Below are 26,121 nucleotides of genomic sequence, written 5' to 3'. Positions count from 1 at the left end.
AACTTCGACTACATTACGATTTCTAAAAACATTTGCTTTCTCACCATTACACCAGGTTTTTTAGTTTTATGATGTGAGTCAACTAGTTTTTCTATTTCTAAATTTTCTTGTTTGAATGTTAAAAAATTTCTAAAAGAGCAATCTCTTCCGTACCTTATTCCTTCTGAATACAGCCTAATATTTCTGAAATTTCTAGGTTTCGTTTCTCCTTAATACCTACCTAATTATATGTCATCTAAACTTATTATAGGAATATTCGTTCTCAAATGCAGTTTTTAACCCACTTGAGAATGGAAGGTAAAGAATTTTTACTATAAAAAGAGAGGTTCTAAACCCTCCCCTCTCTTTGAATGAATATTCCTCAATATTATTGCGATCCTCTATGCCAAAGTTACGTGCTTTTGTCCAGTCAGTACCTCTCATATGAACCAAAATTACAATAAAACAACCTTTCCAAGGTGCTTTTTATTTTTCATTGCATTTCTTGTGTCGATGATTAGATTCGATTTTTCTAAAATCATGTCATAATCAATATTGGAGTGATCAGTAAGGATTAATGTGCAATCAGCTGCTCGGAGTTTTTCAGTAGATAAGGGTATGGATTGGAGTTCTGAATCCTTAATAGATATTTGGGGTATAAATGGATCATGGTAATCAACTTTCGATCCCAGTTCCACCAAGCTTGTCAGAATATCTAGTGCTTTTGATTCTCGTACATCATTTACGTCTTTTTTATACGTGACGCCAATGACAAATATATTGGCAGTTGATAATGGTTTTTTAATGTGTTTTGCAATTTTTTCTACAACAAATTGAGGCATTTTTTGATTTGTTTCATGAGCAACTTTAATGGATGTCAATTCGAAATGATGTTTTTCGGCTTTCCATAATAAATAGAGTGGATCTACTGGAATACAATGCCCACCAATTCCTGGTCCAGGAAAATATGGAGTGAAGCCAAATGGTTTTGTACTGCAAGCATTGATAACTTCCCAAAGATTGATATCCATTTCGTCGCAAAAGATTGCCAGCTCATTCATAAAAGAAATGTTAATAAGTCTCTGGGTATTCTCAACGAGCTTACTCATTTCCGCAACTTTAGGGGATGAAACGGTTACAACACTTTTAAAAATAGTTTCATAGATACTTTTGGCTCTCTCTGTACATTTTTGAGTGACCCCTCCCACTATTTTAGGGATATCCTCTAAACCAAATTGCTTCTGACCAGGGTCAATTCTTTCTGGTGAGTAAGCGATATGAAAATCTTTACCAATAGAAAATTCCTTGTTTTGGCTGATTAAAGGAACAATGATTTCTTCGGTTGTTCCAGGATAAGTAGAACTTTCGAGAATAACTAATTGTCCCTCCTTTAAAAATGGAAGTGATTTGTATATAGCGTTTTTAATGTAGGAAATATCTGGTGTTTCATCTTCTGATAAAGGTGTTGGAACGCAAAGAATGATTACTTCGGCCTTTGAAATTACCTCATAAGAATTTCCTGCTTGAAAATTTCCGGTCTGAACCATTCCTTCAATATCTTCATCTTGGAAATCACTTAAATAACTTTTCCCTTTATTAATTGATTCAATCTTTTTTACATCATAATCTATACCGTAGACAGTGTGATGATTTTGTAAAAATAATTGGGCAAGTGGAAGACCCACATACCCCAACCCAATAATAGCAATTTTACTCAACATCAAGATCTCCTTCTTCAATTTTTAATTGCTCCAACAATTTACGGTTTTTCCCACCGTCATTAAAGCCACCCCTTATGCCCGCTTTTGATAGGTAATATTTAATAGCCTCCAGATGATCACCGAGTACTAAATCATCATCCAATTGAATCCCCTCTTCCCCTATCGCATAAGGTGCTGAAATTGTATAACCTGCAGTTATTGCCTTTGTATAAGCCAACGCTGGAATCATAAGAGATTCAGTTCCAATCTGTTCGAGTACTTTTCTGTTCAAAACATGAGGTGTGCTGTATAGAGAATTATTTAAAAAGGAAGGCTTTTTTATAATCGTATTTAGAAAACATTTAATGATGGTTTGTTGACATATAGGATACATCGATTCAAGGAAATGGGAGTCTTTATTTAAAACAATACCGACTCCTTTTTCTGCTTCAGTATAAAAATTCAATACCTCCCAGGACGTTATAGGCTTATCGCTTTCTATGAATAGAATGTTTTCACCAGTGGCGTTATTGGCACCTAAAACCCTTGACATGAACGGCTGGTATGTCTCAGGAAGTTCAACCAGAGTAACTTGTTCCATTTCTGTATACTTATTTATTGAATCCAAATTATTCTTTTCAATAAGTAGGACAATGTCTTCCACATTTGCATGAAGTAATTGCCGGATGTTTGACTCTAAGTTTTTCTTTTTCGAATCTACTGAGATTACTGCACTTCGTTTTACTTTAGAGTGTTTTTCAAATTGGAATGGATAAGAGTTCACCTTTTTTAAGACAGTAAAATCTCTCTCTCCCGTAAAGCCACCTCTTTTCCCTCTTTCGTTAATAAGCAGGTTTAGAGCTGATATGTGATCTCCTACTATTCGGCTTGTTGATTTCATATAGGGTGAATTTCTTTCTCTTGTTTTATGTGTTTCTTTCCTGATCGGGTTAAGTCCGACTACATTTATTTTTGTTGGTATAGTTATTTTTAAATTGTGAAGAACCGCCATCGCTTGAGTTGTTGGCGGGTCAGTTAAATTCCACCAGCCAATTTTGCGGAGGGCTGCCTTGCTAATTGCATTTGGTATCGCAACAAAGGAGTTGACAAGCAGGTCTCTCCTTTTCAGTAAAGTATTCAAGGCAACCTTACAAAGAGAAGTTGTAAAAATTCTCTTTTTTCTAATCAAAATATTTAAATCGTTTAATGCAACATCATTACCATTTTCTATTGCGGTAATAAAGGGTTTTAATTTTTCAGCCTTTATTACCATATCACCATCCAAAAAAAGAAGTATGTCTCCTTCGGCTTTTAATGCGCCTATTGACTTGCCTACATTGATCCCTAATGCTTCAGAAAAAATTATGACATTGCAATCAAGATTTTTTGCAATTTTTTCTGTATCGTCGGTTGAGCCGTTCACCACAACGATGGTTTCATGAGGGTTTAGTCTTTTGATTTCATTGATTAGTCCCCCAATTGTTTCTTGTTCATTTTGGGCTTGAATAATTACAGATACTTTTGAGGTTTTTTTGGGAACACCCATTTCAATCTCCTTTCAGTTCTTTCGAAGATATAATATGGACAAAAGTGAAATTGGAAACGGCTTTCGCGGAGGGAATATGTGATTGAGTTCTTTTTTTTACAAAAGAAATAACCTCTCCTTAATTTCGGAGAGGTTATCATTTTAGAACTGAATATTAAACCGTTTCATATACCAATCATCGTCATACTTCCGTTTTTTAAAGTATCGTTCCCTCTGCTCTAAAACATCACCTTTTAACACTTCTTCTACGATTCTGTCTGCGTCCGAATGTTTGATCAGCTTTTTACACTTTTCAATTCTTTCTTCGTTAAAATGGCTGTAAGCCATACGCATAAAGTTATAATTGATATCATTCCATGTTAACTTAAACGGGGATTTCTTTCTAAAAATATGGCGGATTTTTACTTCAGGTAAAACATAGCAGTTGTAACCAAATAACCATAGTTTCAAAGAAATATCATCATCGTTCTTGCCCCATACCCGGAATCCTCTTTCATATCCTTCAATGTCATCAAATACTTTCTTACTCATCGCCAAACATCCTGAAGCTATAAGTGGGGATGCAAATAGTCCCCTTTTTCCAATATTCCACTTTGGTTCTAAATTTTCATTCCATGTATAACCATATCCAACTTTGTCAGGACTATCGGCGCTAGCAATGCCTGGATTTATTGCATCAGCGATTCCAGATCTTAAAGGTTCTAATAATCTATCCATCCAGTAATCCTCAAAAAACAAATGTGAATCGCAAAATATGACATACTCTCCTGTGGCTTGCTCACCGCCGATGTTTCTAGCTAAAGCAGCTCCTGCATTATTGGCATGAACCAGTTTGATTTTTTTATCCTGAGATTTTTTTAAATAATCACAACACCCGTCCTCTGAGTTGTCATCAACTACAATGATTTCGTAAGGGTAGTCCGTTTTAGTTTTAAATAAAGAGTTGATAGTATTTTTAATGTTCTCACCTTCATTTTTTACTGGCAATACAATAGAAACAAGCGGCTTTTCTTCAACAATACCCATGATAACACTCCTTTTACCATTTCCTTGAATATGTATATGTGTCCGAAATAACAGTGGTGTGAAAGAGACCAATAATTTGTTTAAAAATAGATATAAATGTCTATTCATATTTTTTGTTATTACATATGGTAAATGGACAGAGTATTGAGAAAATGTCCCTGAAAAGATATGTAAAGGAGTGAGAAATATATGGTATGCCATCTTCAGCTATCAGGAATGGTTGGCAGCAGGGAAATCCGGGCAACAGTTGTAGCGACAGTTAATGATGACGGTTCATGTATCAAATTTGTGGTAACCAATAATACTTTAAAACTAAATCCAAATGATCCAAATGAACCGAGCCCTTTAATTGACAAATTTTTCTTTGATTTTAATGGACCGTTTATTTCAGTTGCTAAATCTAGTGCCAGTCCTCCCTCATGGAGTTTTTGTGCCAATCATGGTGGCTTTGTATCTCCAATGGATTGTGGCGATTTTAGATATAAATATTATAGCAATGACAATGATGAAAAATTACGAATAAACACATCCGGAACGTTTGAAATCTGTGCATCAGCTGGAACATTCTCAGAAGAATTGTTAAATGGTAAACGTGTTTGTGCGCAGTTTCAAAGAGTATTAAGTGAAGGTGCGTGTGAATGTACTAGTGGCTGTGCTTGTGGTGTGTGGGAATGTCCTGAAGTGACAACAACCGCGGCACCAACGACGACCGCAGCACCGACAACAACGGCAGTTCCGACAACAACGGCAGCACCGACAACGACAGCAGCGCCAACGACAACCGCAGCGCCAACAACAACGGCGGCTCCGACAACAACCGCAGCTCCGACAACGACGGCTGCTCCAACAACAACGGCTGCACCAACAACGACCGCAGCTCCGACAACGACGGCTGCTCCAACAACAACTGCAGCACCAACAACGACCGCAGCACCGACAACAACAGCCGCACCAACGACAACGGCTGCACCAACAACGACTGCAGCACCAACAACAACCGCGGCACCGACAACAACAGCCGCACCAACAACAACCGCGGCACCAACGACGACCGCAGCACCGACAACGACCGCAGCTCCAACAACGACGGCAGTTCCAACAACAACAGCAGCACCAACGACGACAGCCGTACCAACAACGACCGCAACTCCAACAACAACGGCTGCACCGACGACAACGGCAGTACCAACAACGACAGCGGCACCAACGACAACAGCAGCACCAACAACAACGGCAGTTCCGACAACAACGGCTGCACCGACAACGACCGCAGCACCGACAACGACGGCTGCTCCAACAACAACGGCAGCACCAACAACGACAGCAGCACCGACAACAACAGCAGCGCCAACGACAACAGCAGCGCCAACAACAACGGCAGCACCGACAACAACGGCAGTTCCGACTACAACAGCGGCACCAACAACGACAGCAGCTCCGACAACAACAGCAGCGCCAACGACAACGGCAGCACCGACAACGACCGCTGCTCCAACAACAACGGCTGCGCCAACAACGACAGCCGCACCAACAACGACAGCGGCACCAACGACAACAGCGGCACCAACGACAACGGCAGCACCAACAACGACAGCAGCACCAACAACGACCGCAGCACCAACAACGACAGCGGCACCAACGACAACAGCGGCACCAACGACAACGGCAGCACCAACAACGACAGCGGCACCAACGACAACAGCGGCACCAACGACAACGGCAGCACCAACGACAACGGCAGCACCAACAACGACAGCAGCACCAACAACGACCGCAGCACCAACAACGACAGCGGCACCAACGACAACAGCGGCACCAACGACAACGGCAGCACCAACAACGACAGCAGCACCAACAACGACCGCAGCACCGACAACAACAGCAGCGCCAACGACAACAGCAGCGCCAACAACAACGGCAGCACCGACAACAACGGCAGCACCGACAACAACAGCAGCGCCAACAACGACCGCGGCACCAACAACGACCGCAGCACCAACAACGACCGCAGCACCGACAACAACAGCAGCGCCAACGACAACAGCAGCGCCGACAACAACGGCTGCACCAACGACAACGGCAGCACCGACAACGACTGCAGCTCCAACGACAACGGCAGCACCAACAACGACCGCAGCACCAACAACGACCGCAGCACCGACAACAACAGCAGCGCCAACGACAACAGCAGCGCCAACAACAACGGCAGCACCGACAACAACAGCAGTTCCGACTACAACAGCGGCACCAACAACGACAGCCGCACCGACAACAACAGCAGCACCGACAACGACCGCAGCGCCAACAACAACGGCAGCACCGACAACAACGGCAGCTCCGACAACAACAGCGGCACCAACAACGACCGCAGCACCGACAACGACCGCAGCTCCAACAACGACCGCAGCACCGACAACAACAGCAGCGCCAACGACAACAGCAGCGCCAACGACAACGGCAGCACCGACAACGACCGCAGCTCCAACAACAACAGCAGCACCGACGACAACGGCAGCACCACCTTGTCCGCCGCACAAACCAAAGCCACCGCACAAGCCAAAGCCGCCGCACAAGCCAAAGCCACCGCACAAGCCAAAGCCACCGCACAAGCCAAAGCCGCCGCACAAGCCAAAGCCACCGCACAAGCCAAAGCCGCCGCACAAGCCAAAGCCACCGCACAAGCCAAAGCCACCGCACAAGCCAAAGCCACACTCTAACAAAGACTGCCGCTCTAACGACGATCGCAGTTGCGACAAAGACTGCCGGAACTAAGAAAAGAGTTCAGTAAATTACGAGTAAGATCACTTAACTAATCGCAAGAAAGTAACCCCAGCAAGGACTAGAGAGTAAATAATCATGACAAGATGCTTTGTTTTTGCAAAGTGTCTTGTTACTTCCTTAGAATCGCATTTTATAAAAAATGCAAATGTAGTTAGAAAAGTATAATTCATTTTTAGACAAGTACTAGGAGGAAAAATATTGATATTAATTACCGGATGTGCAGGTTTTATTGGTTTCCATCTAACTAAAAGACTTCTAAAGGATGGCTTCGAGGTCGTCGGTATCGATAATTTAAATGACTATTATGATGTTTCTTTAAAAAAATCGCGTCTAAACCTATTATTGCCTTGTAGCGGTTTCACTTTTAAAAAAGTAAATTTGGAAGATAAACAAGAAATAAATGAAATATTTAACCACCATCAGCCTACAGTAGTTATTAATCTAGGTGCCCAGGCTGGAGTACGATATAGCCTTACAAATCCACACGCTTATGTAGACTCTAACATTACTGGATTTTTAAATATTTTAGAAGAGAGCAAGCGCGTAAAGGTTAAGCATCTTATTTACGCTTCAACAAGTTCAGTTTATGGAATGAACGACAAATTGCCATTTGCAACGGAACAACCTGTGGACCATCCTATCAGTGTATATGCAGCCACCAAGAGAACAAATGAACTATTTGCTCATACTTATAGCCATTTATTTGGACTGCCTACTACTGGACTGAGATTCTTCACAGTATATGGACCATGGGGACGACCAGATATGGCATTGTTTTTATTTACAAAATCAATTTTAAACAATGAGCCAATCAAGATTTTTAATTATGGACTGATGAAACGTGACTTTACTTATGTAGATGATATTATTGAAAGCATCGTTAGATTGATCCCACTCCCCCCTATTCCAAATAGTAGCCGCAATTTACAACCTAACCAAAGTAAAGCGCCATTTCAAATTTTTAATATTGGAAATAACAGTCCAGTAAATTTAATAAAATTTATTGATGCTATCGAGGAAAAATTGGGCATTAATGCTAAGAAAGAATTTTTACCCCTTCAGGATGGAGATGTTCCTGAAACTTTTGCTGATGTTGAAGATTTATTTAGTAAAATCAATTTTCAACCAAAAACATCAATTGAGGAAGGAATTGGAAAATTCATTGATTGGTATAAAGACTACTATAAAATAGTTTAGATTTTTGAGATTCCAATGAAACAATAATTATTAACATAATTACTTTTAAAAATGCTTTCCCCACCCCATTCGATTATTTCTGAATATAAATAAGTAAATAATCATACTAGGAGTGAAATAATTGAAAAGAGCAGTGGTTGTTTTTTTAGAAAATAGAAAGAGATTGTTGCTACAGTTTAGCTGGCTTTATACTTCACTTAAATACATTCAATCTAGTGATACTGAATTGGTCGTATTTGGGACAAAGGATGCTCTTACAAATATTCCAGATGATTGTATTAAGGTTGAAGTTAAAAAAGCCAGTGAACCTCCAGAAGTTGCAAAATATCCGCGAATCAATTCGATACACTACTATCTTGACCCGCAAATAGATATTTTAAATCAATATGACTATATTTTAAGGACTGATGCCGACATATTCCTGACACCTGCCTGGAATGATTATTATCCTGAACACTACACGACTGGAAAAGGCGGCTATGTTTCTACCAGTGAAGTAAAAGAAAACATTAAACGAGTTGCTGAAATTCACGGTTTAAACCACAAAGGGCGCCATAATATTGGTGCAACACATTATGGTCCGCCGAATGAAGTTATCAGGGTATCGCAACAGGCCGTTAAGATTGCAAAGTATTTACTAACCCATGACTTTAAAGATGAAAAGGGTAAATGGCCAGGGTGGTACGGCGGTGTTATTAATATGTATAGTAATGAAATTGCGGTGAATCACTACATTCCAAACTTTATAATTGATAAAAAGAATTTGGATTTTCTCAGCACTTCATCTGATTCGGTACATGATCATGCACACATCCATTGTTGGCATACAAAAGATATTTTTTCTAAATTTCGATTTGAACGCGGTGAATACGATCATATTAGAATTGAGGATTTAGATATTGATAAAGTGAAAGATTATTGCCTCTATCTTGCTTTTAAAGCTAGGGAAAGCCAAATCTAATTACCCTTTCTAATTCCGAAAAAAAGTCCTTATTGTTACAGTGAATAACTGTAAATGAGGGACTTTTTCCTATTCCTTCATAAAAAATAAGATGGACATTAATTACCAAGCGTATTAATTCTAATGGATTTACTTATTTTTGAACTAGAACTTATTTATGAATTATGAATACTATTAATAATGCAATGATAATAAATATGGACAGAGGACAGGAATGAGAAAACATTATGAATGAATCGAAGTTACCTGTTAGGAAGATTTTATTGGTACCTGACCATCCTGGATGGGCATTTGATAATCGAGCAAAGAAAATAATGAGCTTACCGACTAATAAACTACAATTTGATATAAAATATTATAAACAAGTTACAAAAAAGGACATTAACCAATATGATTTAATTTATGCGATGTCAGTAGGGCATGCAATAGGTCTCTATCAAAAAGGGATTCCTGTCAATAAAATGGCTGCAGGACTTACATCTGTTCGGCAATTTAAGCGGCATATGACGAGCAAAGGTACCTATAAAACTGATTTCATCACATTTTTTAGTGGGTTAAGGGGGGTTAATTCTCTTTCAGATGAATTATTCCAACTTTTCTCTCCTCACCGCCGCATTTATCATACGAGAGTGGGAATTGATGAAAACTTTTTTCAACCTTCTGAATACCCAATTTCAAAGTCTACGTTTACTGTGGGATGGGTAGGCCGAATTGACGGGGCTGGACGTCGTTCATTTGAAGGTTTTGATATAGTTACTTCCGCAATACAAGGATTAGATATAAAGCTTGATATAAGAACATTTACCGAAAATTATGTCCCATTAGAGAAAATGGTGGAATTTTATCAGGGATTAGACTGTTTTATTTGTTCTAGTATCTCTGAGGGTCATCCTAACCCGGTTTTTGAGGCTGCTGCGTGCGGAGTACCTATTATTTCAACGAATGTTGGGTCTGTTCCAGAGCTTATCAAACCATATGTGAACGGTATTATTGTTAAAAGAAACCCACAATCGATCCGTGAAGCCCTTCAACATTTAATAAAACATCCTGATAAACAGAAATCAATGGGACAATCAATTCGTGAAACAATTCTAAAGGAATGGACTTGGAAATCGTGCTGGAAGGAATGGGAAGAGTTTTTTACATCCATTTAGAGTTTGAAAAATTCGAGAAACTCCTCTAACAATAGTTCAAGAACGATTTCTCTTGAATATACTTCTTTTCCAAACAATAACACCACCGATTAATTTACTGTTTTTAAAGTTCATCAATCGGTGGTGTTTTATATTGTCTTATTTAGTTAGAAATGACTTATTCAATTTCTGATATTTTTTGTAATTTTTCCTTAAGACTAATGATTTCATGGATAGGGTTATTATTGATGATTTCCTGAAATAAGGGATCTTGATAATACTCTAATAACTGCTTTCTTAATATTGGGTATGGTGGAAGGCTGCTAAATGGATTAGTAGGTCCTTCTTGAACGTATTTTTTAAAGCCATTCGTTCTCATTATTCCTAAATGAAAACCATGGTGCGGTCTGTAATGATTCTCTTTCATTTTTCCAAAGCCTATGCCCTTTTCCACTATTTTATATAGAAATTTTTCATCTGAACGATTTAACTTCATTTCATTGTAAACTTCATCAAGGTGATTTTGATAGTACTCAATAATTGGTTGCATTAAATGATAATATTCTTTGACTATTAAAAAATGATGTCCGGTTAGTCTTTTGGTATTAGGACGGATTTGATTACTATAAGGAAGACCGATTTTTTTGCAATGTTCTAAATGCCCTTCTAAAATAGAAGGGTTTTCTTTTACAATCAGATAATCAACATCTCCCAAATAGACATTTTCAAACTCTGAAAATTCTTCATGGGGGATTAAAAATCGAAAAGGTTTTCCTAATTTATTTTTCCTGAATTTTGGGAAAGGAAAATATTTTTCTTTTATTTCAAAGTTAGTTGATAAATTCTTTCTTATTAAATCAAGACAAAGATTCTCCTGCTCTGACAAATGATCCATACAAAAAATTTTTACAAAATAATCAGGATAACTTTTTAAAATACTATATATATAGTAAGGTATATATTTTGTGTAATCTCCAAATACATAGACTGACATACAAAAAGGATTTTTCATACCTAACTCTCCTTTGGACGTATTTATTATATCTAATGAATAAAAGTTAAAATGGAAACGGCATATGTAGTAATTAATCCTTAATTACTAACTTCATTTACAAATTTTTGATTGTATTGCAAAACGACAATTTAAAAACTTACTATTGTAAGGATTTTTGAACCTTAGCCCTAATACTTTTTTATTAAGTGATGAATAGAATAGCATTAATGGTATTTCAAATAAGGTGTAGCTACCATTTGAAAATGGAATCGAAACACACTGTACTTTGTTCAGTTTAACAAAAAAGGCTGGTGAATAATGAATGGTTAAAATCCTATATGTTATTAATAAATCAACAGATGGTGGCGTGGTAAGTTCGACGCGGAATCGCATCAATGCATTCATAAGCAGAGGAATTGAGGCAGAAGTGTTTTTTTTGGCCCGTGGTGACGGTGCAAAAATGTTTAGAGAAATTCCTCATTATTATATTGAAAATACTAGTCATTTTCAGCAAATGGTTGAAAAAGGAGGTTATGATTGTATTATCTTCGTTTATTCTCTTGACTATCTTAAATACCTGCCAAACAATTATCAAGGAAAGAAAATTTATGAACTTCGTGGTTGGAGCCAGGGTGTAGTAAAACAACTTAAGAAAAAAAATATAAGTAAATCTGTTGATGCAATTGTTTGCATTGCTAAATATTTGGAACCATTAGTGAAACCATACTTTAGAGAGGATGTTCCGATATTTATAGATGGAAATACAGTTGATCCAATATTTCACTATCTAAATGCTTCAAAAAGAACCTGGGCAGAATCACCAAAGCCTATTATGGGACATTCCGTTATTGCTTTTGTTGGAAGAGTAGAAGGCTTAAAGAACTGGAAAGAATTCGTCAAGATTTATAGAATGCTTGAGAAAAATATCCGGTCGAAGCCTGGTTTTTAAGTAATCCAAAATCATCAAACAGTATTGAAAATTTGCATAAGCTTTGTTCAACGCATCAATTAAAATATAAAGTGATCCATGTTTTTAATGAAAATATGCCTGAAATTTACTCCATAATAACAGATTCAGGCGGCTGTGTACTTTCTACCTCCTTGCGAGAAGGGTTAGGAAATTCGTTATTAGAACCGATGGCATGTAAATGTCCTGTTGTAAGCTCAGACAGTCCAGGAAAAAACGAAGTTATTATTGATGAGCATAACGGCATGCTATACAAACTAGGTGATATTAATATGGGTGTAAACTGTATAGAAAAAATTTTAAAAGATACTCCACTTCGGAAAAAAATTATTCAAAACGCACTATCCACTATTCAATATGATTATCATCCAAATGTTTATGTTGACCGTTATGTAGATATTCTTTCAAAGATATAATAGGTAAATTTAAGCAGCCGTCTCTCCTTATTCTTAAGGAGAGTAGGCTGCTTAATTGTTTTGAATTCGTAAATATACATGTTAACAATTAACCTTAAGCCTAATTAACCAGGGAGGAAAAAATATTGTACGATTTTTTAATCATCTTCCAGAGGAAATGAATGGATGCTGCAATCATTCGTCGTGCATTTTCCAGAATTCTCTAAATCAAATACCCAGCGATGCCTTGGACAAATGACCTGCTTACCAGCAATCCATCCTTGTGAAAGATCCCCTCCATCATGTGGACAATAGCGATTTATTGCATAACGGGTTCCATTTGCCTCAACGACTATACGTTCTTGATTGAATTCATTGGCTAATACCTTTTCACAAAATGGATTAATATCCTCTGCTTCATTTATTAAAAATCCATGCATTAGTGCTTGAAATATATCAGGCTCCCGATTTAATTTCATTCCGGAAAGACAGCATAAAATCTTCCCAAGTTAATTTATTGTCAAAAATACGGGCTATATCCCAGGAATTTATTCGGATAGAATAATATTGTTTATCTTGAATATCTTTTACAAATTCAAGTTTTTTTTCTAGGAAATTAACTCGCAGGACTTTGTCTGGCTGATCATTAAAACAAAAATAAAGGGGTACGGTTATTCGCTTATGCAAATGTAAATGTGTTAATTTATCTTCCAATTCTTTTTGAAGCTTACTCCATATGACTTGGGGATCTATTGTTGAATAAGTTTTTTTCCTTGCTACAAAAAAACTTTCAAACTTGGCTGCATATTCTTTTATGTAGCTTTCCACATTGGCCTCATCAACCCGTATTTTTGAAAGATGGATGAAGTTCCCTGATTTTACATCTAAAATATCGCCAGGCATAATATTAGGTGTTTCGATTGTCATTGTCTTTAATCGTTTCTTTAAAAATCTAATCACTTCAGGAGCACGAGGGAAAATATTAATATGTTCAAAATTCAAATGGAATAAAGTTGGATCAAGGAAACACGGCGGCCCAGCGGATGGCAGCCATAAACGAGGTTTTACTGTTTCAATCGACCTCGCAACAGCTTCAAACTTACTGCGGACCTTCTTTTTAGAAATTTTCCCATATTGTTCTTTGGAATAATCATAGCAGGTTGGATGCCAGATTGCCCCTGAAAACTGTGAGGTAAATATATCGACTTTCCCTTCGTTTTTTATAATTTCAGCGAGCCTATCCATCATTTTACAGTCGTTGAGATTAAGAAAAGAACCTGTATTTGTTTTGACTAAAATGGATGAGTCGCGATTAACTTCCGTATCAATTAAGTACACTTTTATAGACCCGTCTTTTATTACAACTTCTTCTCCATCGGCACAACTAATGACTTTGTTACAATGATAATCATGAAAAATACGACGTAATTCAGCTCTACGAAATTTTGCAATAATTAGTGTAAAATCCCGATTTTCTAAACTATTTAAAAATTTAAGATCAAAATGATCTTTATGTTCATGGCTAACATAAATATAGCGATCCTTATTTGTATTATTTAACTTCTCATGAACATAGGCCGCAAGGTGATGATTTTGCGGAAATTGGAACCAGGAACCTTCAAAAGCACCCGTCGGTGAAAGCCAGGGATCCATTATAATGATAGTTTTCTCCGTCTCAACACAAAAACCAGCATGGCCTAAATACGTTATTTCCAAAATAATGACTCCCTTCTATTCACAAATATACAAATCATTTATATGCGAATAAAAGAGATTCTATTAGTAATATTAAATAATCTGGTGCTTGTTTCTATTGTTGTTGTATTGTTCTAGTTACGTATTTTTGTAGTGCATTATTAACAAAGAAATAGTAAAAAAAGCCAAGATTAAAATCATGGCTTTTTTTACTACTATTAATGTTTCGGAAAATCAACTTATGTTCTTATACTTGGTAAGCATTTCAATCTTGTTTTCTTTCCCACGGTAATTAATTACGATGATTCCTGCTGCTACTAACAGCATCGCAACAAACATAAAAATCGTCATTCTTTCCCCTGGAATAAACAACGCTGATAAAAAAGCTCCAAAAATTGGTGTTAAGAAATTATAGATGCTCATTTCCCCAGCCTTATTGTACTTCAATATCGAAAACCACAAGGCAAAGGCAACCGATGAAATCAAAGCAGCATATAGTAGTAATCCCCAGCCAAATGGTGTAAACGTGAGCGAATGATCGTCTAACTGTGGAACTCCAATCAACAACAGCAACGAAGCGCCAATCGTTAACTGCCAGCCGGTTAGTGTTATCGGGTGAATTTCTTTTGCTAATTCCTTAGCCATGATTGTAGTAATCGCACTTGTTAAAGCCGATAGGATTATATAACCTTCCCGGTCCAATGAAATGTAAACTGAAGGTCTTTACCCCAATTGGCAACAATAATTCCTGCAATTCCTGTTAAGATTCCAATCGCTTTTTTCCAATTTAATTTGTCATCCTGATAGAAAAAGTGGGCTAAAAAAACAGCCAAAAACGTCCCACTAGAAGTCAGAATCGATCCCTGCATCCCAGAAACCTTTGCTAAGCCATTATAAAAGAAAAAATATTGCAGTGCAGTTTGTATAACACCAAATAATACCAATATAACAATCGAGGAGCGCTTCACAAACAGCTGCTTCCGGTTTGTTATAAATAAAAATGCTAATATTAGGACTCCTGCAAGAAAAAAACGCATCCCGGCAAATACAATTTGGGCAATCGTATCATCCTTTGCCATTTGCAGCTCGACATAGCCAATTTTTAAAACTGGAAATGCACTGCCCCACAGCAACGAACAGAAAATAGCTAGTCCAATGACCACCCATTTTTGTTGAAAAATACTTTTCAATTAAATCCATCTCCTAAATATACCTCATAACTTTTCTTGCACACAATTATTTATTATAGCACTATTTTATTTAGTTCAGGGGGTTTTCTTCTTGTGATTTTTTGACAGCAAAAAGCATGATCCCCAATTTAGTTGTAAGAATCATGCTTCATAGTAAATTTGTTATTCATTGTCAGGATGGATTAGTGAAATTAACTTTTCTAGACCTTCGAGTAATCTTGGCGAAGGACGACAAAACAATTCTTCTTCTAAAATAAGAATTTTATCCTCATTTTCAAGTTGTAGATTCTCATATCCCGGACGTTTCAATACAACACTTTTTTGAACCTTTTCTTTGCGAACCCCTACCCAAGCGAGGCAAATGTAATCAGGCTTACGAGCTACTACCTCCTCCCAATCGCGTTGAACACTTGCTGCATCCACGTTTTCAAAAACATTAATCGCCCCTGCAGCCTCCGAGAGCTCAGTTAACCAGTTAAGTTTCCCTGGGGTAAAAATCGGCTTTGGCCACCATTCCCAATATAATTTAGGGCGGTACTGTACAGTTGAATATTTTTGTTTTATTGCTTCAAGTCGACCACGAAAAGCATTCGCTGCTACTAAACCAAGCTCGGGTCTACCTAAAGCATTTGCCGTGGTGATTAAATCCTGTTCAATATCCAATAATCCATTTGGATTAAGAATGATATGTGGAATTTCACGCTCCTCTAAAGCTTCAACATTTTTCTCCATACCTGGGACACTTAATGAAGCTAGCACAAGATCAGGCTCTAATTTTTCAACAAGATCGATATCAATTGATAAATCAGGACCTAATTTAGGCAGGTTAACAATTGACTCTGGCCAGTCAGAATAATCATCAACGCCAACTAACCATTGTGTTAACCCTAGAAACTCCATGATTTCTGTATTACTCGGGCATAAGGATATAACTCTCATCGCTTTAAAATCTACCTTTCTTAAAAACAGAATTATAATAATTTTTGAAGATATAATGCTTCGGTTATATTTTTTAAATAATTAGACGCTGAATTCTCCTCAATTCCAAGCTCACGGGCAATCATTTGAATCGAGTATTTTTTTTGGTATAGCTCATATGCCATTGCACGCCTCATTGCAATAAGGGTTAGCGGGACTCTGTCACCCAGAAAATCATTCGAAATAGCTCGTAAATGAATGAGGATTGACATGACCTGTATCGGCCCACCCTTCTCTGCCCCACGCGGGGTGGTAACAAACACATAATCACTATTATTCGTTAAACACTCATGAAAGTACTCTAAGAAGCTGTCGGCTTCGATCCCCTCTAAAGTAATCGTGCGGTTTTTTAACAGGATTTCCACTGAACCTGGTGTCATGTAAAACCGATACATCCTCTTTTTTAAAACGAAAATCTGCAGTTTTTAGTCCTTTTGCTGCCAACAAAAAAATCGCTTTTCGAAGAGATGAGTATTCATCGTGATGGAGTGTACGATGTAAAAGCTCGGTAATTTGACCGTAGCTTAGATCAAGTTTGAGCTTTTCATGTTTTTTGTACCGCTTTATCTTTACAGCTGGATCCACTGGGACTCTATCAATTTCCCAAAAATAGTTAAACATCGTTTTTATAATCGCCAATTCTTTATTGATCGTTGTAATGCTTTTACCTTTTTCGAGCTGTTCCTCTAAATAATTCTTGATATCTAAAGGAGAAATTTGAAACGGTTCCTTGTTATCAGGATATGTATTCTTGATGTAATAGAAAAATTGCCCAATGACTTTTTCATAGCTTTTAATTGTTTCTGAACTATAGCCCTTATTTTCTATATGACTTATAAATCCGTAAGGCACCCGAACCAACCTCCTTTAATTGCTATAAGGATAGTATTCGAGTATATGTTCTGATTTTCCTGTTAGATTTATCGAAATTAAATGAATATTCTTTCATCAGTAAGCGTATTGTGTTATTTTTTGTCTTATTCTACAATCACCTTAGCTGTAATGTAAAAATCTATTAATATTTGTTTAGGGTACAAACATACCCTAAATACTTCTTTTAAAAAATCAAATATAGCAGTTAAGGTATTGTGATAAAACTTGATAACCCCAATAAATAAAAAGGACTGCTAAACACCCAAATCCTGGCATGTCTGCAATCCTTTTCCTCTATTCATCCCTATGCTTTTACTTTAAGATCCTCTAATATTTGAAACAGCTCGTCCAGATGGCTGATTTCATAGGTTGGAATCACTTCATTCCGCTCTTTATCGTGGCGATTAATCCAAACAGATTTGATGCCCACTTTGTTAGCACCAAGTATATCTGTCATGAGATTATCCCCGACCATTAATACTTCATCTTTTTGCACATTCATCAATTTTAAGGCATGCTCAAAAATAGTTGGGTCAGGCTTCCTCTTCCGAAATCACCAGAAATGAGAATTTTATCAAAATACGGAACAAGCTCAGGTGTTATCGATAGCTTTGTATTTTGTAAATCCGGAGAACCATTCGTTAACATTAATAAACCGTAATTTCCCTTTAACTCATCCAAAATTTTAAATGTTTCTTCATAAACATAAGGAGTTTTGCGGCGTTCTTCTGGGAATCGTTCAGCTAGTTCATGACCGAATTCAGGGTCATCAATTCCCATTTTCTTCAAACCAATTGTCCAGGCATCTTTACGGTAGGTTGGCACAATCGCCGCCATTTTTTTAAAATCCTCTTGTTCATCTAAAAAATTACCCCAAAGTCCTTCAAAAGGATTAATGCCAATCATTTGGGTAAATCCATAGGTTTCATAGGAAGAATATAATTCGCGAGCTGCATCCCGAACGGCCTCTTCAAATTGGTCTGGATTTAAATTGTATCGTTCTTCAGCAATCTTGCATGTAGCAATAAATGCATCCTTAATACTCTTTTGATCCCACAGCAATGTATCATCTAAGTCGAAAAAAATAGCTTTAATCATGTTCTAGTATGCCTCTCTTTTTTTGAAATGTGATGTTATCAGTTTACCATTAATTAATATTTCGATAAAAAGAAATTTCATAATATTTTAGCAGATTTTGGCGTAGATTGCTAGACAACTGATGATATTTAATCAAAACACAATGAACCTCTTGATTTGCTGCTGCATATTGTACCATTAAGTGAATTTTACTACAAAATGTTAGTGTGTGATTGGATGATTCCTGCATTTCTATTAAACAAATTTGTAAGCAAAATCCTCTCCCTTGTTTTGGAAAAAACAGGTGAGGACCATTCTAAATTGCAAAATAGGTTAGATATCCTGGAAAATGAATTAATCGATCTAAAACAATCGATCGAAATTAAAGAGCTAAAGTCAGGTAGCCAACAGCAGGTTCCCTCTAAAATGACAATCGACCAGATTACAATCGAGAATCTCCATATGGAAAGTGCTAACCTAACCGTTGATTTGGAAAAGTTAATAAGTAAAGGCTTAATTGACCAAGATTTGATCAACCAAGCCCTTTCGAGACCAGCCTCACCGAAAATAAATATTCAAACGAAACGAAAATAAACTCGTTTAGCTTGGGAATAAATCTGATGATAGGTAGCGCTCACCAGTATCAGGTGCTAAGCAAAGGACTCTTGCGGTTTGCGGCAGCTTTTTAGCGACCTCCAGCGCAAAGTATGCTGAGGATGCCCCAGAAGCACCGACAAAAATTCCTTCTTCTGCTGCCAATCGGCGGGCCATCACCTGTGCATCTTCATCTTTTATATGAAGAATCTCATCGTATATGTCACGGTTTAATATTTTAGGAATAAAACCAGGACCTGTTCCGGGAATCTTGTGAGATCCTGGTTTTCCTCCTGATAAAACAGGTGATCCGAATGGTTCAACCACGTATATTTTCAATTCTGGTATTTGTTTTTTTAGTTCTTCTCCAACACCTGTTACAGTCCCGCCGGTTCCTGCTGTTAAGACAAGTGCATCTAGTTTACCATCAAATGCTTCAAGAATTTCGACGGCGGTTGTGTGACGATGTGCATCAGCATTGGCCGGATTTTCAAACTGCATTGGAATAAAACTGTTCGGAATGCTATCTTTCAAGCTGTTTGCTTTATCAATTGCTCCCTGCATTCTCTGACTAGCGGGAGTTAAATAAACCTTCGCCCCGTACGCCTTTAATATTTTAACCCGCTCTTCTGTTGCGTTATCAGGCATCGTAATGATGCATGGATAACCTTTTACCGCTGCCACCATCGCAATTCCGATACCAGTATTACCTGAGGTAGGTTCAATGATGGTGCTACTACCTGGAATGAGCTTTCCCTCTGCTTCAGCCCGTTCGATCATGTTAATGGAAGCACGATCCTTAACACTTCCACCTGGATTAAATGACTCCAATTTTATGAATACTTCTGCCCCATTTGAGTATGGTAATTTATTTATTTTGACAATCGGTGTATTTCCGATTAAGTCCAACACTGAATTATACAATTTCAATGCAACGTCCACCCTTTCGACTTTTTACTCATTATATTTACCTATATTAGCTACCACAAGTGATAAAGAATTTAACACAATGATAGTAGTACTCACTTCATTAAATTATACTTCCACATCGTAGTGAGTTTGTCCACACCACTTTGATAATTTTTCATATAAAAATAGAAATACAAGTGAAAGTGTGGTCGATAATGAAGAAGAATCGTGAAACACGATTTAGTGGAACACTAAATGTATGTGCGTTAGTATTTCCTGGAGCTCAGGTTGAATCCAATCCTGCAAAAAATAGTACACCAATCCGGATAAAAAGAGAAATAGCCTGCGCAAATTCGATATGGAATAAAAAAATAGACGGCAAGCAGCTAGGCATAAAGTTCAATTTACTGAAAACGATCATATTTGAGCAACGGATTAATGGAATCGATGTGAATTCTGAGAAGATCGCGATGAAGCAACGCAAGCTTGATAAAAATGGCAAGCTTTTGTTAACGTTAGCTAAAAAGTTTTGTGCAGAGGCCGATGTTTATCTTTATTATATGAATGGTGAACGAATCGGCAGTATGCAACAGGATGGCGCACGAGTTCTCGCCATTACGTATATTGACTATCCAATCATTATTTTATCAAATGGTGCAAGATTGAATGACTTTATCCTTGCTCATGAATTAGGTCATTTCCTATTTAATAACAATCGCTATGGAGACTATGCAGATCCTAATCCAATTTTAGGCGATTTAGCACATAATGTATCACCAGCTAATTTAATGTACCCGACAGGAATGCATTGGCCAAAGCCACCTAACATGCCTGCGATTATGCCAGAGCAAATCAAAAAAGCATTAGAAAATAAATATTTGCGCTAATGCTGTAAGACAATCCGCAAATTGCAAAGCCCTCCATCTAAAACTCTTCAAAAATATGAAAAGGGGTATTTTACCAATCCCCACAATACATTATTTCTGTTACACTTTCTAAGGTGAATTAAACTTAGGGAGGTTAATATTTATGAAAAAATGGACTCTCCTTACGGTTCTTCTATTCCTTCTCGTTTTTTCAAGTGGGTTTCTAGCAGGAAAACTATTCTCAACTGATTCTCAAAATAAGGCATCCCGTACATCAACTCCTACACCAGTTTCTGTCAAAAAACTTGAGCAAAAGCAGCTGCCTAAATGGACTGAGAACCAACAATCTGTATTGATTGGCTATGTTCAGGATTTCCGTGATCCAAATGTTATTGAATATTCGAAATTAACTCATGTGATCTTTTCTTTTGCTCATCCAACAAGCGATGGTGAAATCCTGTTAAATGGCGATCATGCACAAAAAAATTTACAAATGGTAAAAACGTTGGCTCACAATAGCGGGACAAAAGTGATGCTCGCCGTTGGTGGCTGGTATCATATCCGTGGCGGTGAATCCTATAGCTATTTTAAAAGTGCGATATCAAATCCAACTTCACGCACAAAGCTCGTGTCAGAACTTTCCGCTATCGCTGAACGTGAAGGTTTAGATGGGATCGATGTAGATTTCGAGCATCCACGGTCACTTGAGGATGCCAAAAACTTAACTCTTTTTATCAAAGAATTATCAGAAGTGCTTCATCCATCAGCAAAAGAGCTTTCAATCGCTGTCCATGCAAAAATCCATGGTGGGACTCTTACCGAAGCTCAATTTGTGAAATATGAGCCTTCAATGTTTCAATATGTAGATCATGTAAATATTATGGCCTATGATGGTCAGTGGGATGGTGGCTATAATGGAGCTAATTTATCCCCGTACCCATTTACTGAAAAAATCGTAAGCTATTGGACACAATTATTTGATTCTCAAAACTTATCAAAAGAAAAACTGGTATTAGGTGTACCTTTTTATGCTCAACCAGAGGATCCAAAACAAAAACAGGTTTCTTATGAAACCATTATCAAAAGCAACCCAAACAACGCTAACCAGGATATGATGGTCCTAAATGGTATAACCTATTATTTTAATGGTGGTAGTACCATGAAACGAAAGACTCAGTTAGCTCTAGATCACGGATTTGGTGGGATGATGCTTTGGGAGGTTGGTCTTGATGCAGAAGGTCCACAAAGTTTAACGAGTACCATTTTTGAAGTATTGGAGCAGAACAGAAATATATAAAGAAAAGCGAGTTTGGGTTTCCCCACTCGCTTTTTATGTGGAAAAACCGTACAAAACATGCATGTATTCCGGCAATGTTTTGTACGGTTAGTTAGATTTGCAAATGAGTAGGACATATTGTTTACAGGGATTTATATTAGCTTCAGTACAGTTGCCTCACCATCCACTACGGTCACCCTTAGCTGGTTTTTCACCACTGTCCTAAGTCGAATGATTTTTTTTTCATCATGCTTATCTATGACTGTTACTTCAGCTTTAACTGTATCACCAATTTTTACTGGCGCCAGAAAGTTTAACGTTTGCGATAAATAGACTGAGTTTGTTCCAGGAAGCTTCATCCCCAATACGGTGGAAATAAAGCCCGCTGTTAATATTCCATGAGCTACTCGTTCTTTAAATAAAGAATTTTTCGCAAAGTCAGCGTTAACATGCAATGGGTTAAAATCACCCGTTATTCCTGCAAATTGATAGATATCGGATTCTGCTATTGTTTTTTCGAAGCTTGCTTTATCGCCAATATTTATATCCTTGTAGGAAAGCTCTTGCATGTTCTCAACCCCTACCCTTACTTCGCAATCAAAGGATTGTACTGTTCTAATGATTTTGTAGCACTAGCCTGAGATTGCTTTAATGTATCAACAAATCCTTCAACTGCTTTTAATACTTCTTCACGATTTTTTTGTTGTTGATCAATGACGTTTTTGAAAGTTTCTTCTAATTGCGAAAGTGTTTTTTCAGCAACCTCCAATGAACCCTTGCTTGGACCAAATGCTAAGCTTTGCGCTTTATGACCGAATTCTTCAATACGCTCTGTCCACTCAGACGTCTGTTGGTATCCAAGGTCAAGATGTGCTTTACTAAAGACCTCCTGTAAATTAGAAATCCATTCTGTTGTCAAACGTTTAGAATCCTCTTCCAATTTAGCAAGTGTATCACCAGTTGATTTAATCCATTCTTTTTGACTTTCGAACGCTTGCAGTGATTTCTCTTCTACTCCATTTTGGATTGTATGGAACGTACGGTAGCTGTTAAACCAGCCATCCCAAAATACATCCAATACGTTTACTAACTGAGTCTCTTCTTTTTTAGAAGCCATCTAAAACCCTCCCTTTATTCATAAGCGAAACTTGACCTATTTTTTAACCTATTCATAAACTAGCAAATTTAGGTCAAATTAATTTACTCTTAGGTGTAATTTACACCTATTTGTTAACACTGTCAATCTTTACTTTTCTTGCAAGAATAGACAAATAATGGTGTCAAATTACGACTTTCACTAAAATTATGTCGTATTTTAGTGAGATTAGGCGTAATTTAGTATTTTTTTTGCTAACCATATATTAACAAAATAGTTTATGCTATTGAAAGAATAGTTTTTTAAAGATTCTAAAAAGCTAGAAAATTTTTAAGGGGTAGAGACCTAGTGACAGAAAAGAACTTTTTAGATCCGTTTCAAGTTTGGAAAAGTATGTATGACAAAACGGAAACAAAATGGAATGAAGTAATTCATGAAACCATGCAAAAGGAAGGTTTCTCTGAGTGGATGGGTCAAGTACAAAACGGATATTTACAATATCAACAAATGGTTCAAAAAACGACAGAAGGCTATTTAAAACAAGCAAATATGCCAACTAGAGAAGAAATTTCAAGCATCGCTTCTTTGATTATTAATCTCGAAGAAAAGGTCGAAAACTTAGATGAGAAAATCGAAGAAGAATTATTAACGAACAGTGCTGCATCTGAAATTAATAAACTTAAAGCTAGCATTGCCAAGCTAGATAAAAAAATCGATACGTTATTAAAAGCAATTCAAATCACTGAAGAACCAGTCCGAAATTCCACTCCAGTGGAAAAATAATTAGATTACTACTATCTATTACAAAAACAAATTGAAAAGGAGCATGAACATGGCAATCATCGAAAAAGACCAGTTAAATACGTTAGAGGATACATATGGCTTAAAGGATAAAGTCGTCATTGTAACTGGAAGTTCTAAAGGAATTGGTGCAACAATCGCTAAGGAATTCGCGAAAAAAGGAGCTAAGGTTGTTATCAACTACAACGCGAGCTCAACTGCTGCTGAAAACGTTGTAGATGAAATTACCCAAGCTGGTGGATCTGCTATTTGCTGTAAAGCAAACGTTTCAAACATTGAAGAAGCTAAATCATTGATTGAAAAAACAATAAATGAGTTTGGCCGCATTGATATCTTAATTAATAATGCAGGAATTACGCGTGACCGTACTTTCCGTAAGCTTAGTGAAGCAGAATGGAACGAAGTTATTAATGTAAACCTTAATAGTATCTACCACACTACTTCTGCTGTTATTAACACAATGCTTGAGCAAAAATATGGACGTATTATCAATATCAGCTCGATTGTTGGCCAAGCTGGTGCATTCGGACAAACAAACTATGCTGCTGCAAAGGCTGGAATGATTGGTTTCACTAAATCACTTGCATTAGAAACTGCAAAAAGTGGGATTACTGTAAATGCGATTTGCCCTGGTTATATCCTTACAGAAATGACAGCGGAAATTCCGGAAAATATCATGGAACAAATTGTTTCAAAAATTCCAATGAAACGTTTAGGAACGACAACTGAAATCGCAGATGCTTGCGTATTCCTTGCTAACAGCGATTATATTACAGGACAATGCATCAATGTAAATGGTGGCGTTTACATGTAATTTTTTTCGGCGGATGATGTTCGATACGCTACAGCAATTGCGATCCATACTTGATGACATAACCGCAAGTAGTGTATCCGAGTGAACTTATCTGTTTAATTATATAAAAAATTATCGAGCTAATTATAAGGTTTAAAGGAGGAGAAAGATGGTTTTTTCAACGACAAAAGATATTGAATCTTGGTTAAGCGTAATGCCTGAGGAGGTTCAAAAAAGCTATCACCGTTTTGCTCGTGTATCAGAAGTTTTGACAAGAGAGCCTGAACCGCAGGTGGGCTTAACTCCAAAGGAAGTAATCTGGACAAAGAATAAAGCTAAGCTTTATCGTTATCAGCCAACACTTGAAAAAACGAAAAAAGTCCCGCTTTTGATTATCTATGCACTTATTAATAAACCATATATTTTAGATTTAACACCTGGAAGTAGCTTTATTGAATACTTAACCAATCAAGGACATGATGTTTATCTATTAGATTGGGGTACTCCTGGATATGAGGATCGTCATTTAAAATTTGATGATTATGTTTTAGATTATATCCCTCGTGCCGTTCAAAAAGTTTTACGCAAATCAGGTGCTGACGAAATTAGCCTGCTTGGTTATTGTATGGGTGGTACGCTGACATCAATCTTTGCATCCTTGCATGAAGATTGGCCAATTCGCAATTTAGTCTTTTTAACGAGCCCATTTGACTTTGAGGATACTGGGTTGTTTACAAACTGGCTCGACGAGCGATATTTTAATTTAGATAAAGTCGTCGACACATTAGGAATCATCCCTGGTGAAATGATTGACTTAGGAAACAAATTATTAAAACCATTAGTAAATTATATTGGACCATATGTAAGTCTGGCAGATCGCTACGAAAATGAAGAATTCATTAAGAGCTGGAGTCTGATGCAAAAATGGGTGGCCGATGGCATTCCTTTCCCTGGTGAAGCATTTAGACAATGGATTGGTGAGTTTTATCAAAAAAATAAACTAATCAAGGACGAATTATATATTCGCGGCCGTCAAGTTAAATTAAGCAATATCAAAGCGAACATCTTAAATATTGCGGCACAGCGTGATCATATTGCCGCTCCAAACCAAGTCCAACCTTTATTAGATAAAGTATCTAGTAAGGACAAAACATTCGAAGTCATGCCGACTGGTCATGTTTCCGTTTGTGTTGGTGGTACAGCGGTTAGAAAAACCTATCCATTAGTTGACCAATGGTTAACTGAGCGTTCTAATTAAAACAAACAATCCCCTTCCTTTGTTGAAGGGGATTGT

27 protein-coding genes and 1 pseudogene are annotated in these 26,121 nt (G+C 37.3%); 11 read left to right on the top strand and 17 right to left on the bottom strand.

The genetic code is table 11. The features are described 5' to 3' along the window. Positions 1-434: 434 nt before the first annotated feature. The 5 genes from RGF10_RS12745 to RGF10_RS12725 form a co-directional block, all read right to left on the bottom strand. Positions 435-1,700, bottom strand: coding sequence for a nucleotide sugar dehydrogenase (locus tag RGF10_RS12745; RefSeq protein WP_318502595.1), 1,266 nt, complete (start codon positions 1,698-1,700; stop codon positions 435-437). Then, the gene (locus RGF10_RS12740; protein ID WP_318502593.1) at positions 1,690-3,225 is read right to left on the bottom strand and encodes a glycosyltransferase family 2 protein; all 1,536 of its coding nucleotides are present in this window, start codon (positions 3,223-3,225) and stop codon (positions 1,690-1,692) included. Before RGF10_RS12740 ends, RGF10_RS12745 begins: the two co-directional genes overlap by 11 nt. A 141-nt stretch (positions 3,226-3,366) precedes the next feature. Next, positions 3,367-4,251 carry a glycosyltransferase family 2 protein gene (locus RGF10_RS12735; protein ID WP_318502591.1) on the bottom strand — a complete coding sequence of 295 codons (885 nt, stop codon included), beginning with the start codon at positions 4,249-4,251 and terminating at the stop codon, positions 3,367-3,369. A 203-nt stretch (positions 4,252-4,454) separates the two neighbouring features. Further along, on the bottom strand, positions 4,455-4,688 hold the full coding sequence (locus tag RGF10_RS12730) for a hypothetical protein (RefSeq protein WP_318502590.1): 234 nt from the start codon (positions 4,686-4,688) through the stop codon (positions 4,455-4,457). Positions 4,689-4,859: 171 nt separating this feature from the next. Beyond that, positions 4,860-6,971: a hypothetical protein gene (locus tag RGF10_RS12725; protein WP_318502589.1), complete on the bottom strand. Its 2,112-nt coding sequence runs from the start codon at positions 6,969-6,971 to the stop codon at positions 4,860-4,862. 256 nt (positions 6,972-7,227) lie between these two features. Between RGF10_RS12725 and RGF10_RS12720 the strand changes: the two genes are divergently transcribed. The 3 genes from RGF10_RS12720 to RGF10_RS12710 all read left to right on the top strand — a co-directional run bounded on the left by RGF10_RS12720 (position 7,228) and on the right by RGF10_RS12710 (position 10,344). Beyond that, positions 7,228-8,229 carry an NAD-dependent epimerase gene (locus RGF10_RS12720; RefSeq protein ID WP_318509448.1) on the top strand — a complete coding sequence of 334 codons (1,002 nt, stop codon included), beginning with the start codon at positions 7,228-7,230 and terminating at the stop codon, positions 8,227-8,229. Positions 8,230-8,350: 121 nt separating this feature from the next. Beyond that, the gene (locus RGF10_RS12715; RefSeq protein ID WP_318502587.1) at positions 8,351-9,190 is read left to right on the top strand and encodes a DUF7164 domain-containing protein; all 840 of its coding nucleotides are present in this window, start codon (positions 8,351-8,353) and stop codon (positions 9,188-9,190) included. A 227-nt stretch (positions 9,191-9,417) separates the two neighbouring features. Then, positions 9,418-10,344, top strand: coding sequence for a glycosyltransferase (locus tag RGF10_RS12710; RefSeq protein WP_318502585.1), 927 nt, complete (start codon positions 9,418-9,420; stop codon positions 10,342-10,344). A 157-nt stretch (positions 10,345-10,501) separates the two neighbouring features. On the opposite strand, the gene RGF10_RS12705 is transcribed toward RGF10_RS12710, so the two are convergent. Further along, the gene (locus tag RGF10_RS12705; RefSeq protein ID WP_318502583.1) at positions 10,502-11,335 is read right to left on the bottom strand and encodes a hypothetical protein; all 834 of its coding nucleotides are present in this window, start codon (positions 11,333-11,335) and stop codon (positions 10,502-10,504) included. 304 nt (positions 11,336-11,639) lie between these two features. On the opposite strand from RGF10_RS12705, the gene RGF10_RS12700 reads away from it, so the two are divergent. Continuing rightward, entirely contained in the window at positions 11,640-12,266 is a 627-nt protein-coding gene (locus RGF10_RS12700) for a glycosyltransferase family protein (RefSeq protein WP_318502581.1), read from the top strand. Between the two features lie 32 nt (positions 12,267-12,298). Continuing rightward, positions 12,299-12,700 carry a glycosyltransferase gene (locus tag RGF10_RS12695; RefSeq protein ID WP_318502579.1) on the top strand — a complete coding sequence of 134 codons (402 nt, stop codon included), beginning with the start codon at positions 12,299-12,301 and terminating at the stop codon, positions 12,698-12,700. Between the two features lie 137 nt (positions 12,701-12,837). Here the strand turns inward: RGF10_RS12695 and RGF10_RS12690 are convergent, their stop codons facing one another. The 8 genes and pseudogenes from RGF10_RS12690 to RGF10_RS12655 form a co-directional block, all read right to left on the bottom strand. Beyond that, positions 12,838-13,158, bottom strand: coding sequence for a Rieske (2Fe-2S) protein (locus RGF10_RS12690; protein ID WP_318502577.1), 321 nt, complete (start codon positions 13,156-13,158; stop codon positions 12,838-12,840). Then, the gene (locus RGF10_RS12685) at positions 13,136-14,395 is read right to left on the bottom strand and encodes an MBL fold metallo-hydrolase (RefSeq protein WP_318502575.1); all 1,260 of its coding nucleotides are present in this window, start codon (positions 14,393-14,395) and stop codon (positions 13,136-13,138) included. The genes RGF10_RS12690 and RGF10_RS12685 overlap by 23 nt, the downstream gene beginning before the upstream one ends. Before the next feature lie 213 nt (positions 14,396-14,608). Beyond that, positions 14,609-15,019 carry a DMT family transporter gene (locus tag RGF10_RS12680; RefSeq protein WP_318502573.1) on the bottom strand — a complete coding sequence of 137 codons (411 nt, stop codon included), beginning with the start codon at positions 15,017-15,019 and terminating at the stop codon, positions 14,609-14,611. Between the two features lie 35 nt (positions 15,020-15,054). After that, positions 15,055-15,564 (bottom strand): DMT family transporter, encoded by a 510-nt coding sequence (locus RGF10_RS12675; RefSeq protein WP_318502571.1) that lies wholly within the window; start codon positions 15,562-15,564, stop codon positions 15,055-15,057. A 162-nt stretch (positions 15,565-15,726) separates the two neighbouring features. Continuing rightward, positions 15,727-16,503 (bottom strand): cobalamin-binding protein, encoded by a 777-nt coding sequence (locus RGF10_RS12670; RefSeq protein WP_318502570.1) that lies wholly within the window; start codon positions 16,501-16,503, stop codon positions 15,727-15,729. A gap of 32 nt (positions 16,504-16,535) precedes the next feature. Further along, positions 16,536-16,754, bottom strand: coding sequence for a terminase gpP N-terminus-related DNA-binding protein (locus RGF10_RS12665; RefSeq protein WP_318502568.1), 219 nt, complete (start codon positions 16,752-16,754; stop codon positions 16,536-16,538). Between the two features lie 76 nt (positions 16,755-16,830). Beyond that, positions 16,831-17,394 carry a tyrosine-type recombinase/integrase gene (locus RGF10_RS12660; RefSeq protein WP_318502566.1) on the bottom strand — a complete coding sequence of 188 codons (564 nt, stop codon included), beginning with the start codon at positions 17,392-17,394 and terminating at the stop codon, positions 16,831-16,833. Between the two features lie 325 nt (positions 17,395-17,719). Beyond that, positions 17,720-18,513 (bottom strand): annotated as a pseudogene (locus RGF10_RS12655) (HAD family hydrolase). 300 nt (positions 18,514-18,813) lie between these two features. On the opposite strand from RGF10_RS12655, the gene RGF10_RS12650 reads away from it, so the two are divergent. Next, entirely contained in the window at positions 18,814-19,086 is a 273-nt protein-coding gene (locus RGF10_RS12650; protein WP_318502564.1) for a hypothetical protein, read from the top strand. A gap of 6 nt (positions 19,087-19,092) precedes the next feature. Here RGF10_RS12650 and cysK read toward each other — a convergent pair whose 3' ends face one another. Further along, positions 19,093-20,016: a cysteine synthase A gene (cysK, locus tag RGF10_RS12645; RefSeq protein ID WP_318502562.1), complete on the bottom strand. Its 924-nt coding sequence runs from the start codon at positions 20,014-20,016 to the stop codon at positions 19,093-19,095. Positions 20,017-20,210: 194 nt separating this feature from the next. Here cysK and RGF10_RS12640 point away from each other — a divergent pair, with 194 nt between their 5' ends. Further along, a complete protein-coding gene (locus tag RGF10_RS12640) occupies positions 20,211-20,882 on the top strand; it encodes a M48 family metalloprotease (RefSeq protein WP_318502560.1) in 672 nt (223 codons plus the stop codon). A gap of 142 nt (positions 20,883-21,024) precedes the next feature. Next, complete coding sequence (locus RGF10_RS12635) at positions 21,025-22,158, top strand: glycoside hydrolase family 18 protein (RefSeq protein ID WP_318502556.1); 1,134 nt, start codon at positions 21,025-21,027, stop codon at positions 22,156-22,158. A gap of 131 nt (positions 22,159-22,289) precedes the next feature. Here RGF10_RS12635 and RGF10_RS12630 read toward each other — a convergent pair whose 3' ends face one another. Both RGF10_RS12630 and RGF10_RS12625 read right to left on the bottom strand, forming a co-directional pair. Beyond that, complete coding sequence (locus RGF10_RS12630; RefSeq protein ID WP_318502554.1) at positions 22,290-22,706, bottom strand: MaoC family dehydratase; 417 nt, start codon at positions 22,704-22,706, stop codon at positions 22,290-22,292. 17 nt (positions 22,707-22,723) lie between these two features. Next, positions 22,724-23,254 carry a hypothetical protein gene (locus tag RGF10_RS12625; RefSeq protein ID WP_318502552.1) on the bottom strand — a complete coding sequence of 177 codons (531 nt, stop codon included), beginning with the start codon at positions 23,252-23,254 and terminating at the stop codon, positions 22,724-22,726. A 327-nt stretch (positions 23,255-23,581) separates the two neighbouring features. Between RGF10_RS12625 and RGF10_RS12620 the strand changes: the two genes are divergently transcribed. The 3 genes from RGF10_RS12620 to phaC all read left to right on the top strand — a co-directional run bounded on the left by RGF10_RS12620 (position 23,582) and on the right by phaC (position 26,085). Further along, positions 23,582-24,016: a poly(R)-hydroxyalkanoic acid synthase subunit PhaE gene (locus RGF10_RS12620; protein WP_318502550.1), complete on the top strand. Its 435-nt coding sequence runs from the start codon at positions 23,582-23,584 to the stop codon at positions 24,014-24,016. 49 nt (positions 24,017-24,065) lie between these two features. Continuing rightward, on the top strand, positions 24,066-24,848 hold the full coding sequence (gene fabG, locus RGF10_RS12615; RefSeq protein ID WP_318502548.1) for a 3-oxoacyl-[acyl-carrier-protein] reductase: 783 nt from the start codon (positions 24,066-24,068) through the stop codon (positions 24,846-24,848). Between the two features lie 148 nt (positions 24,849-24,996). Continuing rightward, entirely contained in the window at positions 24,997-26,085 is a 1,089-nt protein-coding gene (gene phaC / locus RGF10_RS12610) for a class III poly(R)-hydroxyalkanoic acid synthase subunit PhaC (protein ID WP_318502546.1), read from the top strand. Positions 26,086-26,121 lie beyond the last annotated feature (36 nt).

It is taken from the genome of Bacillus sp. T3, assembly GCF_033449965.1.
Classification (GTDB): domain Bacteria; phylum Bacillota; class Bacilli; order Bacillales; family Cytobacillaceae; genus Bacillus_BU.
The sequence above is the reverse complement of the archived record's forward strand: the minus strand, read 5'-3'. Positions and strand labels throughout refer to the sequence as shown.